The sequence below is a fragment of the Streptomyces neyagawaensis genome (assembly GCF_023516595.1).
GTDB classification, from domain to species: Bacteria; Actinomycetota; Actinomycetes; order Streptomycetales; family Streptomycetaceae; genus Streptomyces; species Streptomyces neyagawaensis.
Genome location: NZ_JAMGBG010000034.1, coordinates 13,688 through 27,558 on the forward strand (window position 1 = coordinate 13,688; position 13,871 = coordinate 27,558).

A 13,871-nucleotide genomic window follows, 5' to 3' on the forward strand; every position below is an offset into this window, starting at 1 on the left:
TCACCCCGCTCTACGAGACCCCCCTCACACAGTGCGAGCAGGTTCTGGGCGACACCCACCCCCCACCCTGACCAGCCGCAACAACCTCACGGCCACCCGTAGAGCTGCAGCAGCTGTACAGCAACCCCCGCAACCGCCCCCGACCACCAACCCCCTGACACCCCCGAGCAACCGGTATGACCGTCCCCGAGCGATCTCTTTTGAGCTACGGACCGGAAGGCTGTCCGTACGCACTCCGGTGGACCGGCAACCGGCCGCTACCTTTGGCCCGTGAACGACAGAGGTGGACGGCTCGGTGCGGCAGCCTGGCCTGTCGTCTGGTGGGGCCTGACAACAGTGGTCTTCCGCCTCATCAGCATGGTCATCGACGACGATCCCAAGAGCTGGACACATTGTGGCGTCCTGGCTGCTGCTTCCATCGCGACCGGCGAACTGTCGGAGCGCTGGCGCCTACGCCGACGACGGACGAAGTCTCAAGGTGCCCCGGACACCGCGACCTGAGACAGACAGGCCGCACCACAGGGGCACCAGATCGAGCGGGGAACAGCGGGGAGTCACGGTGAAGGCATCCGTGTGCGACAGGACGCATCCCCAGCCGTTCGCCAAGGCCAGCGTCCCAACCGGCCGGCAATGATCGCTGCTTCCCAAGCTGATGATCTCCGCACGGCCTTGACCTCCTGGGCACGCCCTGAAAGGCCAACACTGCCGGTTTGAGGACCCTGGCCGGCCACCTCCTCACGCTCGCGCAGGACGGCACACCGGACGGTGCTCATCTCCATCTGGAAGAGAACAACGGGCTCGAAGAAGGCTCCGTAGGCCTGGTCTTGGAGCGGTGCGACGACGAATGATTCGTGCCAGACGCGTGCCAGATCGTGCGGGGAACCACAGGGAACAGCAGGGAACCAATCGACCGTCTACCGCGCGTCTGGGTCCCGCCGACGCAGGTCAGGCCTGGAGCAAGCTCCGGACGCCTTGAGCTTCTCAAGTTGAGGGCGCGAGTCGATTGCGTCACCCTCTCCTGCGAAGCACGGCTTTCAACGCATGCTACGCAGCTCCCGATCGATGTCCTCCTCGGTGATGGGCCGCCGGAAGAAGGCCTGCCACGCGTCAAGCAGCAGGAACACGCCCCATCCGCCGAGGACCCAGCCCGGCCAGAAGTACCCGGCTCCGGTCAGTGCCCACACCACGATCAGGAAAGCGTTGATCACGACGTAGGCCGCGAAGTCCGCTCGGAGTTTGCGTTTCTTCTCCAGCCGTTTGTGTGCCCATTCCCTCTCCGGCTTCGCTCGGGGGGCGTGGGAATCGTCAGGGCCGAAGGGACCCACCATGATCGCCACCTCCTCGGTCGCGGTGGGCTGCCGTGCCTCTTTCCAATGATCCCCCGGATCCGCTGTGGGTGCCGCTCAAGGCAACGACACCGGACGCGCCCCCTGGCGCGGGCAGCGCGTAAGCGGGCCAGAGCCAGCACTCAGACAGGAGCGGCGTCCGTCTCACACCGCTCGGCGGTGTGGACCCCAACCACTCGGGACATGTTCGCGGACGCTTCCAGAGCGCCACGTTCGGTGCAGCGCTTGGTGAGCTACCCGCGGTTTTCGGTATTCGGCTCTGCGTCATCGCTGCCCGCTACAAGCTTGAGCTTTCGGAGGAACTTGCGGCCATCCTTCCCGCCTCTGACACCGATGACGAGTAGGTGCCGGCGGCGTCGCGACCTGCACCACTACCGCACCGGAAATGACGGGGAACAGCAGGGAACCACGGTGAAAGCGACCCGCCCCCGCGAGGCCTCACCATGGCCGTACGCACAGGCCAGAGCCCTGACGAACCGCACATGCCCGCAGTTTCCCAAGCTGAGGGCATCAATGCTGTGGTTCCGCAGCGGTCGGGTCCCTCATCGGCAGGGGCCCTGCCAGTCATCACCCCGGCCGTTCGGGGGATAGGCGGATGACCTCGGAGGCGTGTCCCATCCCGCAGGGGCATCCCTAGGTGGGACGAAAGGGAGACATGATGCCGCTCTATCTATCGAGGTTCAGCTACACGCCGGAGACCTGGGCGAGACTCATCGGCCACCCCGAGGACCGCGCCAAGGCCGCTCAGTCGTACATCGAGTCCGTCGGCGGCAAGCTCCACGGCTTCTGGTACGCGTTCGGCACCCACGACGGCTACAACCTGTGGGAGGCCCCGGACAACGTCTCCATGGCAGCGGTCGCCTTGGCGATCAGCGGAGGCGGCGCGCTCGACTCGTTCGAGACGACCGTTCTCCTGACCATCGACGAAACCATGGATGCCCTGCGCAAAGCCGGGCAAGTTCAGTACCGGGCTCCCGGCGCGTAGCGGTCCAGGCAGCCGGCAACTGACGGGGTCAGGAGTCGAGACGGCAGCGAAGTACAGCACCGTCAGCAACCGTCCGCGCCCAGCAGCGGTCGTTGAAGGCCGCACAGCATCATGCATGACCACCATGACCGACATCCGTAGAGCTACGGATCAGAAGGTGCACGTGCCCCATCCGTGCCCGCTCCAGCGGGAAAGCCGCAGGAAACCACGGTGCTGAGCGGAAACCGCGCACGACGACGGCCCCTGACCGATTGCCTGGTCAGGGGCCGTTCACTACGCGGTGGGTGTGGGATTTGAACCCACGGTGACTTGCGCCACGACGGTTTTCAAGACCGTTCCCTTAGGCCGCTCGGGCAACCCACCCGTGCCCCGGCCCACCAGGGGCGGAGCGGGTACAGCGTACCGGCCCGGCGCGGGTCGCGGGGGCCGTGGGCCGCGCGTGGGCCCTTCGGGGGGAGGACGGGGCACGCACCACCCCGGGAGAGGGGCGGTGCGTGGGGGACGTCAGGGGGGCACCGCCCCCAGCAGCCGGCTGCGCGCTCGTGTCAGCCGACTGTGCGCGGCTCCGTCAGCTGTCGCCCTCGCGTTCGCCGAGGGTGACCTCGGCGGTGCGGGTCTTGCCGTCGCGGGTGTACGTGAGCGTGACCTTGTCGCCGGGCTGGTGGGTCCAGATCTCGCCGATGAGGGTGGGGCCGCTGTCGATGACGTGGTCGTCGAGCTTGGTGATCACGTCGCCCGACTTCAGACCGGCCTTGTCGGCGGGGCCGTTGGGCGTGACCGAGGACGCGCCGTTCGCCCCGGAGTCGGTGATCTCCGCGCCCCCGGTGCCCTCGGTGAGGGAGACCGACGCGCCGATCACCGGGTACACCGGCTTGCCCGTCTTGATCAGTTGCTGGGCCACGTTCTTCGCCTGGTTGATCGGGATCGCGAAGCCCAGGCCGATCGAACCCGCCTGGCCCGAGCCGAAGCCGCCGTTGCTCGCGGACTGGATCGCCGAGTTGATGCCGATGACGTTGCCCCGGGCGTCGAGCAGTGGACCGCCGGAGTTGCCGGGGTTGATCGACGCGTCGGTCTGCAGGGCGCTCATGTACGAGGCCTTGCTGCCCGAGGAGCCGTCGCTGGAGGCGACCGGGCGGTTCTTCGCGCTGATGATGCCCGTCGTCACCGTGTTCGACAGGCCGAAGGGGGCGCCGATCGCGATCGTCGAGTCGCCCACCGCCACCTTGTCGGAGTCGCCGAGCGTCAGCGGGTTGAGGTCCGACGGGGCGTTCTTCAGCTTGATGACCGCCACGTCGTAGCCCTGCGCGTGGCCGACGACCTCGGCGTTGTACTTCTTGCCGTTCGGGAAGGTCGCCGACACCTTGCCGCCGTCGACCGCGTCCGCCACCACGTGGTTGTTGGTGACGATGTGCCCTTCCTTGTCGAACACGAAGCCCGTGCCCGTGCCGCCCTCGCCGTCGCTGCCCGACGCCTCGATCGTGACCGTGCTCGGCAGCGCCGCCGCGGCCACCGCGGCGACCGTACCGGCCGCGCGCTTGACGTCCCCGCCGTTCTGGGAGGCCGAAACAGTCGTGGAACCCGTCGAGTTGTCGTTGCGGTCGGCCAGCGTGTAGCCGATGCCACCGCCTACGCCACCCGCCACCAGCGCGGCCACCAGGACCGCCGCGATCAGACCGCCGCGCTTCTTGGCGCCCGGCTGAGGGGCCGGCTGCTGCGTCTGCTGCCACGAGGAGCCCCAGCCGCCGCCCGCGCCACCGCCGTGCCCGCCGGCGCCGCCCTGGTCTCCGGGGCCGCCCGGTCCCGCGAAACCGCTGCCCTCGGGGTACGTGTGCCCGCCGTCCGCGTACGAGGGGACGGCCGGCGGAGCCGGGGGCGGCCACGCCGCGTCGGGTGCGGAGGAGCCCCCGGGAGCACCAGGAACACCGGGAACACCGGGAACACCAGAGGCTCCCGGCATACCGGGACCGCCGGGTGCCTGGCCGTAGCCTCCGCCGGCGCCGGGCGCCTGCCCGTAGCCATGGCCATGGCCGGGGCCGGCTCCGTGGCCCGAGGCGGCCGCGTACCCGGGCGCACCGGCGGTCACCAGTTCCGGCTGAGCCTGCTGCCCATACGGCTGCTGCCCATGCGCCTGCGGCTGCGCGTGGGCCACCGGCTGCTCGTGCGGCGGCTGCTGCGGCTGAACCGCCGTCTGGTCCGGTGCGGTCGGCGGGACCGACGGGAGCTGGGCCGTCGGGGCGTTCTCGGCGGCGCCGGCCGCGGCCGGGGGCGCCGTGTGGGCGGGCGGTGCCGACTCGGAGGTGGTTCCCGCGGTGGCCGCGCTCGGCTCGGGGGCCGGGGCCGGCGCGGAGGCAGCGGGAGTGTCCACCGGCACGGGAGGTGCGGACGGGGCCGGGGGTACCGCGGTGCCCTCGTTCTCGGTGCTCACAGCTTCTCTCCTCGATCCACGGCTGTCACCTGTCAGCGGTCGACTCGTCTTGGGCGCACAGCGGGGATGTGCGCGAGTTTTTGTATGCGGTCAGCTTTTCCCACGAGCCGTCAGGGCACCATAAGCGGTGTCTGTGGGTCCGGGAGGAACCTTTATATAGGATCTATCTGACTAAAGGTTCGTATCATTCTTGGTGCCGCAGCCGTACAACGCCACCGTCCCGACGCGTACCCCCTTCACGGTGGCACCATGACGCGGTGACCCACGTACGACAGCTCCCTATTCAGGTCGTCGCCCACCGCGGGGCCTCCGAGGAAGCCCCCGAGCACACCCTGGCCGCCTACAAGAAGGCGATCGAGGACGGTGCGGACGCCCTCGAATGCGATGTCCGGCTGACCGCGGACGGCCATCTGGTCTGTGTCCACGACCGACGCGTCAACCGTACGTCGAACGGCCGCGGCGCGGTGTCCACCCTGGAGCTCGCCGATCTCGCCGCGCTGGACTTCGGCTCCTGGAAGAACGGCGACGAGGCACCCGACTGGGAGATCGCCCCCGAGGAGCGGGCCGACACCTCCGTCCTCACCCTGGAACGACTGCTCGAACTCGTGGCCGACGCGGGACGCCGTGTGGAACTGGCCATCGAGACCAAGCACCCCACGCGTTGGGCCGGGCAGGTGGAGGAGCGGCTGCTGGAGCTGTTGAAGCGGTTCGGGCTGGACGCGCCGGCGTCGGCCGACGAGTCGCCGGTACGGATCATGAGCTTCTCGGCGCGCTCGCTGCACCGCGTGCGGGCCGCCTCGCCGACGCTGCCCGCGGTCTACCTCATGCAGTTCGTCTCGCCCCGGCTGCGGGACGGACGTCTGCCGGGCGGCGTCCGGATCGCGGGCCCCTCCATCCGGATCGTGCGCAATCACCCCGCGTACATCGAGCGCCTGAAGAAGGCCGGACACCAGGTGCACGTATGGACGGTGAACGAGCCCGAGGACGTCGACCTCTGCGTCGGCCTCGGCGTCGACGCGATCATCACCAACCGCCCCCGCGCGGTCCTCGACCAGCTCCACCGCTGACCCTCACCGCGCACGCCGCGTACGCGCCCCCCAACCCACCCCACCACCCGCCCTCGCCGCGTGCGCGCCGCCGCTCCTCCGCGTACCCCCTCCTCGCACCCCCTCCGCGCGCGCCCTCCTCGCACCCCCTCCGCGCGCCCTCCACACACCACCTCCACGTGCCGTGCCGCCTCGGTTCCGAATACAAGCCTGTTCACTCTTGGCCATGCCACTGGCCCTCTCCGCAGCCCCGCACACAACGTCGGCGGAGGTAAGAATTCCGCCAGAACGGCGAATCTGTGTGCGCGGACAAGTCCGTACATCGGGGGCGAAATTCAGCCAGTCCCTCACTGGGAGTGCACCGGCGCGTTCGGACCGTATTCGATCGGTGTGAGTGCCTCAGAGCACATGTGTTGGCCGGTTTCCAGTCCAGTCCCATGGGGCATTCACACCGTGGCGTGGGGTGAAGGAGGTCTCGGGGGTGGCGTTGGTGGTGGCACAGGAGGTGCCCACGTCGTCGAGCATGGCCGTACCCCATGGCCCTGCGGGCGTGGGGCAGGCGAGGCACCGGTTGCGTGATCAGTTGCGCGACGGTGGTGTGGCGGAATCGGTCATCGACGACGCCCTGCTGATCCTTTCCGAACTACTGAGCAATGCCTGCAAACACGGCAGGCCCCTCAACGACGCGCTGGCCGGCGACGGCGACGTGCGCTGCGCATGGCGCATGGACCCCTCGGGGCGGCTCACCCTCGAGGTCACGGACGGCGGTGGCCCGACCCGCCCGATTCCGTCCACCCCCTCGGTCACCGCCCACGGCGGCCGCGGGCTCAACATCGTGACGGCACTGGCCGACGACTGGGGCGTACGGGACGACGCCCGGGGCGAGGTCACGGTCTGGGTCGTCGTCCAGGACGACGTCCGCCACACCCACCGCCGGGACGACTTCGCTACGCGCGTCACGGCCCCGCCGGTCTCGTCCCTGCCCGACCTGGACTTCGCGGACGCGTTCGAGGACATGGACTGACCCTCCACCGATCACCGATCCCCTACTGGCCCTCCCCGGAAGCGGCCGCATCCGTCCGGCGCCCGCCCCCGGTTCCTCCGCCAGTCGCCCCTCCCTACGACGGTCCCCCGGCCACGACCGACCAACCTGGCCTGAATCACCGGTTCCGTGACGACTCGGTGCGTTGTCCACAGCGTCCCGTCGGCCGCCGCACGAGCGGCTAGGCTCGCGCCAGTACGAGACGAGCCGTGATCGGGAGACACCCACGATGGCCAAGAAGCGACCCCACACGAAGGCCAAGCGCCCGCAGGGCACCGGCGGAGTCGGCACCGCAGGCGCCGATGGGCAGGTCCCCGTCGTCGGTGCGCGCGAGCCCTGCCCCTGCGGCAGCGGCCGCCGTTACAAGGCCTGTCACGGCCGGGCCGCCGCGCAGGCCGTGACCGAGCTGGTGCAGCGCCCGTTCGAGGGCCTGCCCGGCGAGTGCGACTGGGTGGCGCTGCGCGAACTGGTCCCCGCCGCCACCGTCGAGCTGAAGCTGCGCGAGGCACTCCCCGAGGGTGTCCCGTCGGTCACGCTCGCCACCGTCCTGCCGATGGCGTGGCCCGCGCTGCGCCGCGACGACGGCTCGGTGCTGATCGGCCTGCAGAACGACACGGCGTCGGGCGACATCAGCCGCGACCTCGCCGACACCCTCCAGCGCGCCCTCGTCGCCGAGCCGGGCACCCCCGTCCAGGGCCGGCGCGCCCCGGCCGACGGGCTGCGGCTGCAGGACCTGCTCGACCCCGAAGGTGAGTTCGAGCCAGTTGTGCACACGGGCTTCGAGTTCTGGGTCCCCGACACGGAGAACGCCACCCCGGAGGTCACCGCCTCCCTGGAGCGGGCCAACTCCGCGGCGATCCCGACCGTGAAGCTCTCGGGCGTCGACGCGGCCTACTGGTGCGAGACCCCCGACAAGAACCATCTGCGCTGGGTCATGCCGCACCCGGAGGAGCGTCTTCTGGACGCTCTGGCGCGGCTGCACGCGGCGGGCGCCTCCAGCCTCGGTGAGGGCACCCGTCTGGTGGGCTCCTTCCGTGCTCACGGGCTCACGGTGCCCGTGTGGGACCTCCCCACCGGGGTCGGCGCGGACGACATCGAGAAGCCGGCCGCGGAGTTCGCCGAGCGGCTCGCCGCGGCTCTGGCGGAGGAGTCTCCGCTCACCCCGGAGGAGCGTCGGGCCCGCGGCGGACTCACCAACCGGCAGGTCACGCTCAGCTGACACGGGGAGCGCCGACCGGTCGTCCACCGGTCGGCGCTGACCCTGCGTTTGTGGTGACTCCTGTCACAACTCCCCTACGTGACAGGCAAATTCGTGTCCGAATAGCCGAGATCGAATTTGCGAAGCGCCGATCTCTTGTTACGGTTCCATCAGCCCGGTTGCTGGTGCATCCCCCGTCGCCAGCAACCGGGTTTTTTCATGTCCGGGCCCGCGAGCGGCCGCACTGTACGGATTCGCCGCCGCCGTCAACGCCTTTGAGTGCGGCTGGAGTTGCTTCCGGAACGCAAGAGCAGCGGCCCACTTCCGTCGGGTGCCGCGAACTCCGCCACGGCCGTGTACGCGCCCGGCTCGACCTGAGTGCGCTCCCTCGGTGTCTCGCACGCCCCCGGCTCGTCCTCCGCACCCACGGCGCAGTGCATGCGCACACTTCGACCGCCGGGACCCATCATGCTGAGGACCGAACTCAGCTCCCGTCCGGTCGCGTTGCGGTAGTACGTACGCGCCCAGGTCTCCTCACCCTGGGTGAGGACGCAGGTCTGGGCCTCGATGCCGTCGGGCGAGGTGAGTTCGGGGCCGCAGCGGGCGGCGGTGGCGAGCCCGAGGCCGAGCAGCATGTGCGAGCGGGACGACTCCGCGTCCCCGCGGGCCTCCTGCGCCTTGTCGTCGGGTCCGTCGCCGGGCCCGGCCGCCGACCTCCCGGCGGACCCGCCCCCGGAGTACCCGGTCCCCGCGCGCCCGCCGACTTCAGCGGTATCAGCGACTTCAGCCGATCCGGCGGCTCCGGCGACATCGGCGGCTCCGACGGCTGCGTCGGCCGCATCGGTGGAGAGTCGCTCCGCACCCGTGCCGTCGAGCTGTGCGGCAGCCCGCCGCGCCACGGTGTCGCCGGCGTCGGCCAGGGGTCCCGCCGACGCCACGAGCGGCAGGGTGAGGGTGCACGCCACCGCGACCGTCAGCCCGAGGAGCCGGAGCCCGCGCGCGTCCGGACCACCGCGCACCATTCCGGTCGCTCGGTGGGTCCGGGGTGAGGGCGCACTGTGCCGACCGCGCGACGACGGGGCCCTGAGGCCCCCGGGAAGACGCTGCATGAGCGGAAGATAACGACCCACCGGGGCGCCCGGCCGAGCGCGCGCCGGGCGGGCTCAGAACTCGGGGGCGCTCACACCCGTACGAGTGAGGGCGTCGACGACCGCGTCCACGACGGCCTCGACGTCGGGCACCCAGGGGGCCGCGGAGCCCGGCAGTGGCGCGCGCTCCCAGCGGATCCGGCCGTGGCCCGTCTCGGACGGCGGCAGCGCGATGTAGCCGCCCTCGCCGTGGAAGCGGAGCGAGCCGGGGACGAAGTCCTTGGCGTAGAGCAGTTCGCCCAGCTGCTCCATCGAGTACGGGGCGACGAGGATCGACCAGCGGTGCGGGGCGGCGACGACCGGGCCGAGGCGCATGCCACTGCGGTCCAGCGCGGCGAGGGCCCGTGCGGCGGCGAGGGCCGGCAGGCTGACCGCGCACGGCGCGCTGCCGCCTGTGGCCAGGACGATGGGTGCCGTGGGCCGGTTGGTCCACCACCAGCGGACCATGCGCTCGTCGGTGGTGGCGGCAAGCAGGCCGGGATCAAACGGGTGAGCGCCTGGCACCACGCACTCCGGGTCCGGGCAGGCGCAGCGGGCGCGCCCCTGCGGGTCCGGCGCCACGCCCGGGAGTACGGGCCACTGCCATTCCCTCGCGAACGTCAGGGCCTGCTCGAGCAGCTCGGGCCTCCCGCCGTTGCGCTTGGACAGGAGCCTGCGTCGCCTTCCGGGGATCTCGCGCATGAGCGCTCGTCCTTTCCGTTGCACGCATGGCAACACCGTGGGGTCACTCACAACATGTGTCGTTCACTTCACTGTGCGTACCTGCTGGCGCATCACACCCCTGTCGCGGACAAGGGGAACCCCTGCGGGCCTGGCTCGGCTACGTCCGCGTCCATCGCTTGCGCTGACTTGCAGTCTGTCCAAAGCATGGCGTGGCGTGGGGGTGGCGACGCCTGGCGTTTTGCCGTCCGGCGTTTGCTCGCCGCCTCCGCCACGGGAGGATGGGGCTCGGTCGTCGGTGGATAGGACGCCCGGTTCCGTCGCCAGGTTCCGGATGACTGACGCCACCCCTGGCCTTCACCGAGTACGTACCCATCACGACCGCTGTGACGCTCTGTTGAACAAGGCCAGTCGACCTCAATACGCCGTTCACCACAACACTTTTAAGCCAACTTTGATTTTCCCAAAGGACTGGACAGTAACCCAACACAAGTCCAACAGGGCCACACGGACACCACATATCCCAGCAGGACAATGCTGGACATCCCCTCACGAGTGCGTGTACATGTGGAGACACTGCTAGCGGCGCAGAATGACATGGGGGTTTGCGATGCTATTGAGCAATACGCACCGGTCGGAAAGCCGGACACCATGAACGCCCCTCACCCTCCGAAAGTGGCCGGAATCGATTCCACGGTTCCCTCTCCCGCACACACTGTCGCGCCCGCGCCTGCCGCCCCCGGCGCCTCGGCAGCCACTCCCGCCACAGCAGCGGGCACGCCCCCCGGGGCCGTCCTCCAGGACCGGCTCGCCGGCTGGGTCTCGGACCTCACGACCCTGCACGAACTCACCGAACGGCTGGCACGCACGGACGCGCTCGACGGCGCCCTCCAGGAGGCGCTGAGCGCGGGAGCCGCCCTGGTCGGCGCCCGGCGCGGCCTCGTCGTCCTGGAACCGCGCGACGGACTCGGACCCGACACGACCATCGGCCTCGGCCTCGGCCGCGCCGACCTCGGCCACATGGAGACCGTGCCGCGCAGTTCCCTGCCGTACGGCCGCATCCTCGACGGACTGCCCGGCGGCGACGGCGAGATCGCGCAACCCGACCTGTTCGCCGAGGACGGGCTCGACCCCCGCCACCGTGAGGTCGCCGCCCGGCTCGGATACGCCGCCAGCTACGCGCTCCCCCTGTCCACCGACGCCGCGGGCCGCCTCGGCGCCGTCGTCTGGCTGTACGACGAGCCCGCCGAACCTGCCGAGCGGCAGCGGCACCTCGTCGGGCTTTACGCGCGGTACGCAGCCGAGCACCTGGCGCGGCTCGTCGAGGTCGAGCGGACCCGCGTGTCCATGGCGACCATCGCCGAGGAACTGCTGCCCTCCCGGCTGCCCCGCGTCGCAGGGGTCCAGCTCGCCGCCCGGCACCGCACCGGACCGCTTGGCGGCGGCGACTGGTACGACGCCCTGCCGCTGCCCGACGCCGCGCTCGGCCTCGCGGTCGGCTCGGTGACGGGGTCCGGGCCCAGCGCGATCGCCGCGATGGGCCGGCTGAGGGCCTCGCTGCGCGCGTACGCCGTGATGGAGGGCGAGGACCCCGTCGCCGTCCTCTCCGACCTCGAACTGCTGCTCCGCCTCACCGAGCCGGCCCGCTCCGCGACGGCCCTCTTCGCCTACGTCGAGCCCGCGCTGCGCAAACTGACGCTGGCCGGAGCCGGGCACAGCCCGCCGCTGGTGATGGGCGACCGGCGCACCGAGTTCGTGGAGACGTCCCTGTCGGCGCCGCTCGGCATGCTCGCCTGCTGGGAGGCGCCCAGCATCGAGCTGACCGCCCAGCCAGGAGAAACCGTCCTGCTGTACACCGACGGCCTCCTCCAGCGCACCGGTGAGCCCGTCGACCGCGCCTTCGCCCGGCTCCACGCGGCCGCCGCCGGCGTCCCCCGCGCGCTGCGCGCCGACCCCGGCGCCCTCGCCGACCACGTCCTGCGGACCGTGCTGCCGGACGAGCTGGATGCGACGGACGGCGCGGAGGACGTGGTGCTGCTGGCGGCACGGTTCGAGTAGCCGACCGGGTCGTGACGGCATCGCGTGAGCGAGCGCGGCTGGGTGCCGCGAGCACCGTACGACCGCTTCCCGTGGGCCCGCGCGGCTGCTTCCCATGAGCCCGCGCCGCTGTTCCCGCGAGCCTCATACGGCTGCCTCCCGCGAGCCCCGTACGACTGCTCCCGCGAGCCCCGTACGACCGCTTCCCGTGGGCCCGCGCGGCTGCTTCCCGTGAGCCCGCGCCGCTGTTCCCGCGAGCCTCATACGGCTGCCTCCCGCGAGCCCCGTACGACTGCTCCCGCGAGCCCCGTACGACCGCTTCCCGAGAGCCCGCGCTGCTGCTTCCCGTGAGCCCTCGGTGACCGGGTGTGAGACGTCCTGAAGGGTCCTGGGCCCCGTCCGTCGCGACCGTACGATGGACGGGGTCCAGTGCCGTACCTAGGAGGATGACCGTGGCGGACGAGCTCGAGCCGGCGACCCCGGAGAACGAGGCCACCGAAGCCGAGGAGCCCATCAAGCAGCGCAAGAACGGCCTGTACCCGGGCGTGTCCGACGAGCTGGCCGAGAACATGAAGTCCGGCTGGGCCGACACCGAGCTGCACGACCTGCGGCCCATCGCCCAGGCCGCCGAGACCGCCGCCCGCCGCGCCGCGCTCTCCGCGCGCTTCCCCGGCGACCGGCTGGTGATCCCCTCGGGCAACCTGAAGACCCGCTCGAACGACACCGAGTACCCGTTCCGGGCGTCGGTGGAGTACGCGTACCTCACCGGCAACCAGACCGAGGACGGCGTCCTCGTCCTGGAGCCGAAGGGCGAGGGCCACGAGGCGACGCTCTACCTCCTGCCGCGGTCCGACCGCGAGAACGGCGAGTTCTGGCTCTCCGGCCAGGGCGAGCTGTGGGTCGGCCGCCGCCACTCGCTGACCGAGTCGGAGAAGCTGTACGGCATCCCCGTCTCCGACGTGCGCGAACTCGCCGACTCGCTGCGCGAGGCCACCGGCCCCGTCCGGGTCGTCCGCGGCCACGACGCGGGCATCGAGGCGGCGCTCACCGACAAGGTCACCGCCGAGCGCGACGAGGAACTGCGCGTCTTCCTCTCCGAGGCACGACTGGTCAAGGACGAGTTCGAGATCGGCGAACTGCAGAAGGCGGTCGACTCGACCGTGCGCGGCTTCGAGGACGTCGTCCGGGTGCTCGACAAGGCCGAGGCCACCTCCGAGCGCTACATCGAGGGAACGTTCTTCCTGCGCGCTCGGGTCGAGGGCAACGACGTCGGCTACGGCTCCATCTGCGCGGCCGGGCCGCACGCCACCACGCTGCACTGGGTCCGCAACGACGGCCCCGTGCGCTCCGGCGACCTGCTGCTGCTCGACGCGGGCGTGGAGACCCACACGTACTACACCGCCGACGTCACGCGCACGCTGCCGATCAACGGCCGTTTCAGCGAGATCCAGCGGAAGATCTACGACGCCGTGTACGACGCGCAGGAGGCCGGTATCGCGGCGGTGCAGCCGGGCGGCAAGTACCGCGACTTCCACGATGCCGCGCAGCGGGTGCTGACCGAGCGGCTGGTGGAGTGGGGGCTCGTCGAGGGCCCTGTGGAGCGCGTCCTGGAACTGGGCCTGCAGCGCCGGTGGACCCTGCACGGCACCGGGCACATGCTCGGCATGGACGTCCACGACTGCGCGGCCGCGCGGGTGGAGACGTATGTCGACGGCACGCTGGAGCCGGGGATGGTGCTGACCGTCGAGCCCGGGCTGTACTTCCAGGCGGACGACCTGACCGTTCCGGAGGAGTACCGGGGGATCGGCGTCCGGATCGAGGACGACATCCTGGTGACGGAGAACGGCAACCGGAACCTCAGCGCCGCGCTGCCTCGCCGAAGTGACGAGGTCGAGCTGTGGATGGCGTCCGTGAAGGGTGCCGGACAGAGCTGAGAGGGGGGTGGTGGCCGGGGTCCCTCGGGGGTGCTCCGGCCATCGACTTT

The 13,871-nt window shown here is 70.8% G+C and carries 11 protein-coding genes, 1 tRNA gene and 1 pseudogene; 8 read left to right on the forward strand and 5 right to left on the reverse strand.

The features are described from left to right. Positions 1-707: 707 nt before the first annotated feature. Positions 708-848, forward strand: a pseudogene (locus M8J73_RS45755) (Imm32 family immunity protein); the annotation flags it as partial. Between the two features lie 186 nt (positions 849-1,034). Here M8J73_RS45755 and M8J73_RS16980 read toward each other — a convergent pair. Beyond that, positions 1,035-1,328 (reverse strand): 2TM domain-containing protein, encoded by a 294-nt coding sequence (locus tag M8J73_RS16980; RefSeq protein WP_063799158.1) that lies wholly within the window; start codon positions 1,326-1,328, stop codon positions 1,035-1,037. A gap of 179 nt (positions 1,329-1,507) precedes the next feature. On the opposite strand from M8J73_RS16980, the gene M8J73_RS45890 reads away from it, so the two are divergent. Together M8J73_RS45890 and M8J73_RS16985 are read left to right on the forward strand one after the other, a co-directional pair. After that, positions 1,508-1,690, forward strand: coding sequence for a DUF6650 family protein (locus tag M8J73_RS45890; protein WP_492012099.1), 183 nt, complete (start codon positions 1,508-1,510; stop codon positions 1,688-1,690). A gap of 314 nt (positions 1,691-2,004) precedes the next feature. After that, positions 2,005-2,331 carry a GYD domain-containing protein gene (locus M8J73_RS16985; RefSeq protein WP_055537252.1) on the forward strand — a complete coding sequence of 109 codons (327 nt, stop codon included), beginning with the start codon at positions 2,005-2,007 and terminating at the stop codon, positions 2,329-2,331. A 278-nt stretch (positions 2,332-2,609) separates the two neighbouring features. On the opposite strand, the gene M8J73_RS16990 is transcribed toward M8J73_RS16985, so the two are convergent. Continuing rightward, positions 2,610-2,694: transfer RNA gene (locus tag M8J73_RS16990), tRNA-Ser, on the reverse strand. A 205-nt stretch (positions 2,695-2,899) separates the two neighbouring features. Continuing rightward, on the reverse strand, positions 2,900-4,756 hold the full coding sequence (locus tag M8J73_RS16995) for a S1C family serine protease (protein ID WP_055539238.1): 1,857 nt from the start codon (positions 4,754-4,756) through the stop codon (positions 2,900-2,902). Between the two features lie 257 nt (positions 4,757-5,013). Between M8J73_RS16995 and M8J73_RS17000 the strand changes: the two genes are divergently transcribed. The 3 genes from M8J73_RS17000 (at position 5,014) to M8J73_RS17010 (ending at position 8,063) form a co-directional block, all read left to right on the forward strand. Beyond that, positions 5,014-5,823: a glycerophosphodiester phosphodiesterase gene (locus M8J73_RS17000; protein ID WP_055539237.1), complete on the forward strand. Its 810-nt coding sequence runs from the start codon at positions 5,014-5,016 to the stop codon at positions 5,821-5,823. A gap of 460 nt (positions 5,824-6,283) precedes the next feature. Then, a complete protein-coding gene (locus tag M8J73_RS17005) occupies positions 6,284-6,826 on the forward strand; it encodes an ATP-binding protein (RefSeq protein ID WP_063799244.1) in 543 nt (180 codons plus the stop codon). A gap of 247 nt (positions 6,827-7,073) precedes the next feature. Further along, positions 7,074-8,063: a DUF5926 family protein gene (locus M8J73_RS17010; protein WP_055540160.1), complete on the forward strand. Its 990-nt coding sequence runs from the start codon at positions 7,074-7,076 to the stop codon at positions 8,061-8,063. Between the two features lie 245 nt (positions 8,064-8,308). Here the strand turns inward: M8J73_RS17010 and M8J73_RS17015 are convergent, their stop codons facing one another. Both M8J73_RS17015 and M8J73_RS17020 read right to left on the reverse strand, forming a co-directional pair. Further along, positions 8,309-9,064 carry a hypothetical protein gene (locus tag M8J73_RS17015; protein ID WP_206187917.1) on the reverse strand — a complete coding sequence of 252 codons (756 nt, stop codon included), beginning with the start codon at positions 9,062-9,064 and terminating at the stop codon, positions 8,309-8,311. Between the two features lie 141 nt (positions 9,065-9,205). Further along, complete coding sequence (locus M8J73_RS17020) at positions 9,206-9,871, reverse strand: bifunctional DNA primase/polymerase (protein WP_055540159.1); 666 nt, start codon at positions 9,869-9,871, stop codon at positions 9,206-9,208. Positions 9,872-10,384: 513 nt separating this feature from the next. On the opposite strand from M8J73_RS17020, the gene M8J73_RS17025 reads away from it, so the two are divergent. Continuing rightward, complete coding sequence (locus tag M8J73_RS17025; protein WP_079054989.1) at positions 10,385-11,908, forward strand: PP2C family protein-serine/threonine phosphatase; 1,524 nt, start codon at positions 10,385-10,387, stop codon at positions 11,906-11,908. 425 nt (positions 11,909-12,333) lie between these two features. Then, positions 12,334-13,821 (forward strand): aminopeptidase P family protein, encoded by a 1,488-nt coding sequence (locus tag M8J73_RS17030; RefSeq protein WP_055540157.1) that lies wholly within the window; start codon positions 12,334-12,336, stop codon positions 13,819-13,821. The last annotated feature ends 50 nt before the right edge of the window (positions 13,822-13,871 follow it).

Bases quoted from the DNA above. Each gene is read 5' to 3' on its own strand.
- M8J73_RS17030 (WP_055540157.1), top strand. From the start codon at position 12,334: ATGACCGTGGCGGACGAGCTCGAGCCGGCGACCCCGGAGAACGAGGCC.
- M8J73_RS17010 (WP_055540160.1), top strand. From the start codon at position 7,074: ATGGCCAAGAAGCGACCCCACACGAAGGCCAAGCGCCCGCAGGGCACC.
- M8J73_RS16980 (WP_063799158.1), bottom strand. From the start codon at position 1,328: ATGGTGGGTCCCTTCGGCCCTGACGATTCCCACGCCCCCCGAGCGAAG.
- M8J73_RS17015 (WP_206187917.1), bottom strand. From the start codon at position 9,064: ATGGTGCGCGGTGGTCCGGACGCGCGCGGGCTCCGGCTCCTCGGGCTG.
- M8J73_RS17020 (WP_055540159.1), bottom strand. From the start codon at position 9,871: ATGCGCGAGATCCCCGGAAGGCGACGCAGGCTCCTGTCCAAGCGCAAC.
- M8J73_RS16985 (WP_055537252.1), top strand. From the start codon at position 2,005: ATGCCGCTCTATCTATCGAGGTTCAGCTACACGCCGGAGACCTGGGCG.
- M8J73_RS17025 (WP_079054989.1), top strand. From the start codon at position 10,385: ATGCTGGACATCCCCTCACGAGTGCGTGTACATGTGGAGACACTGCTA.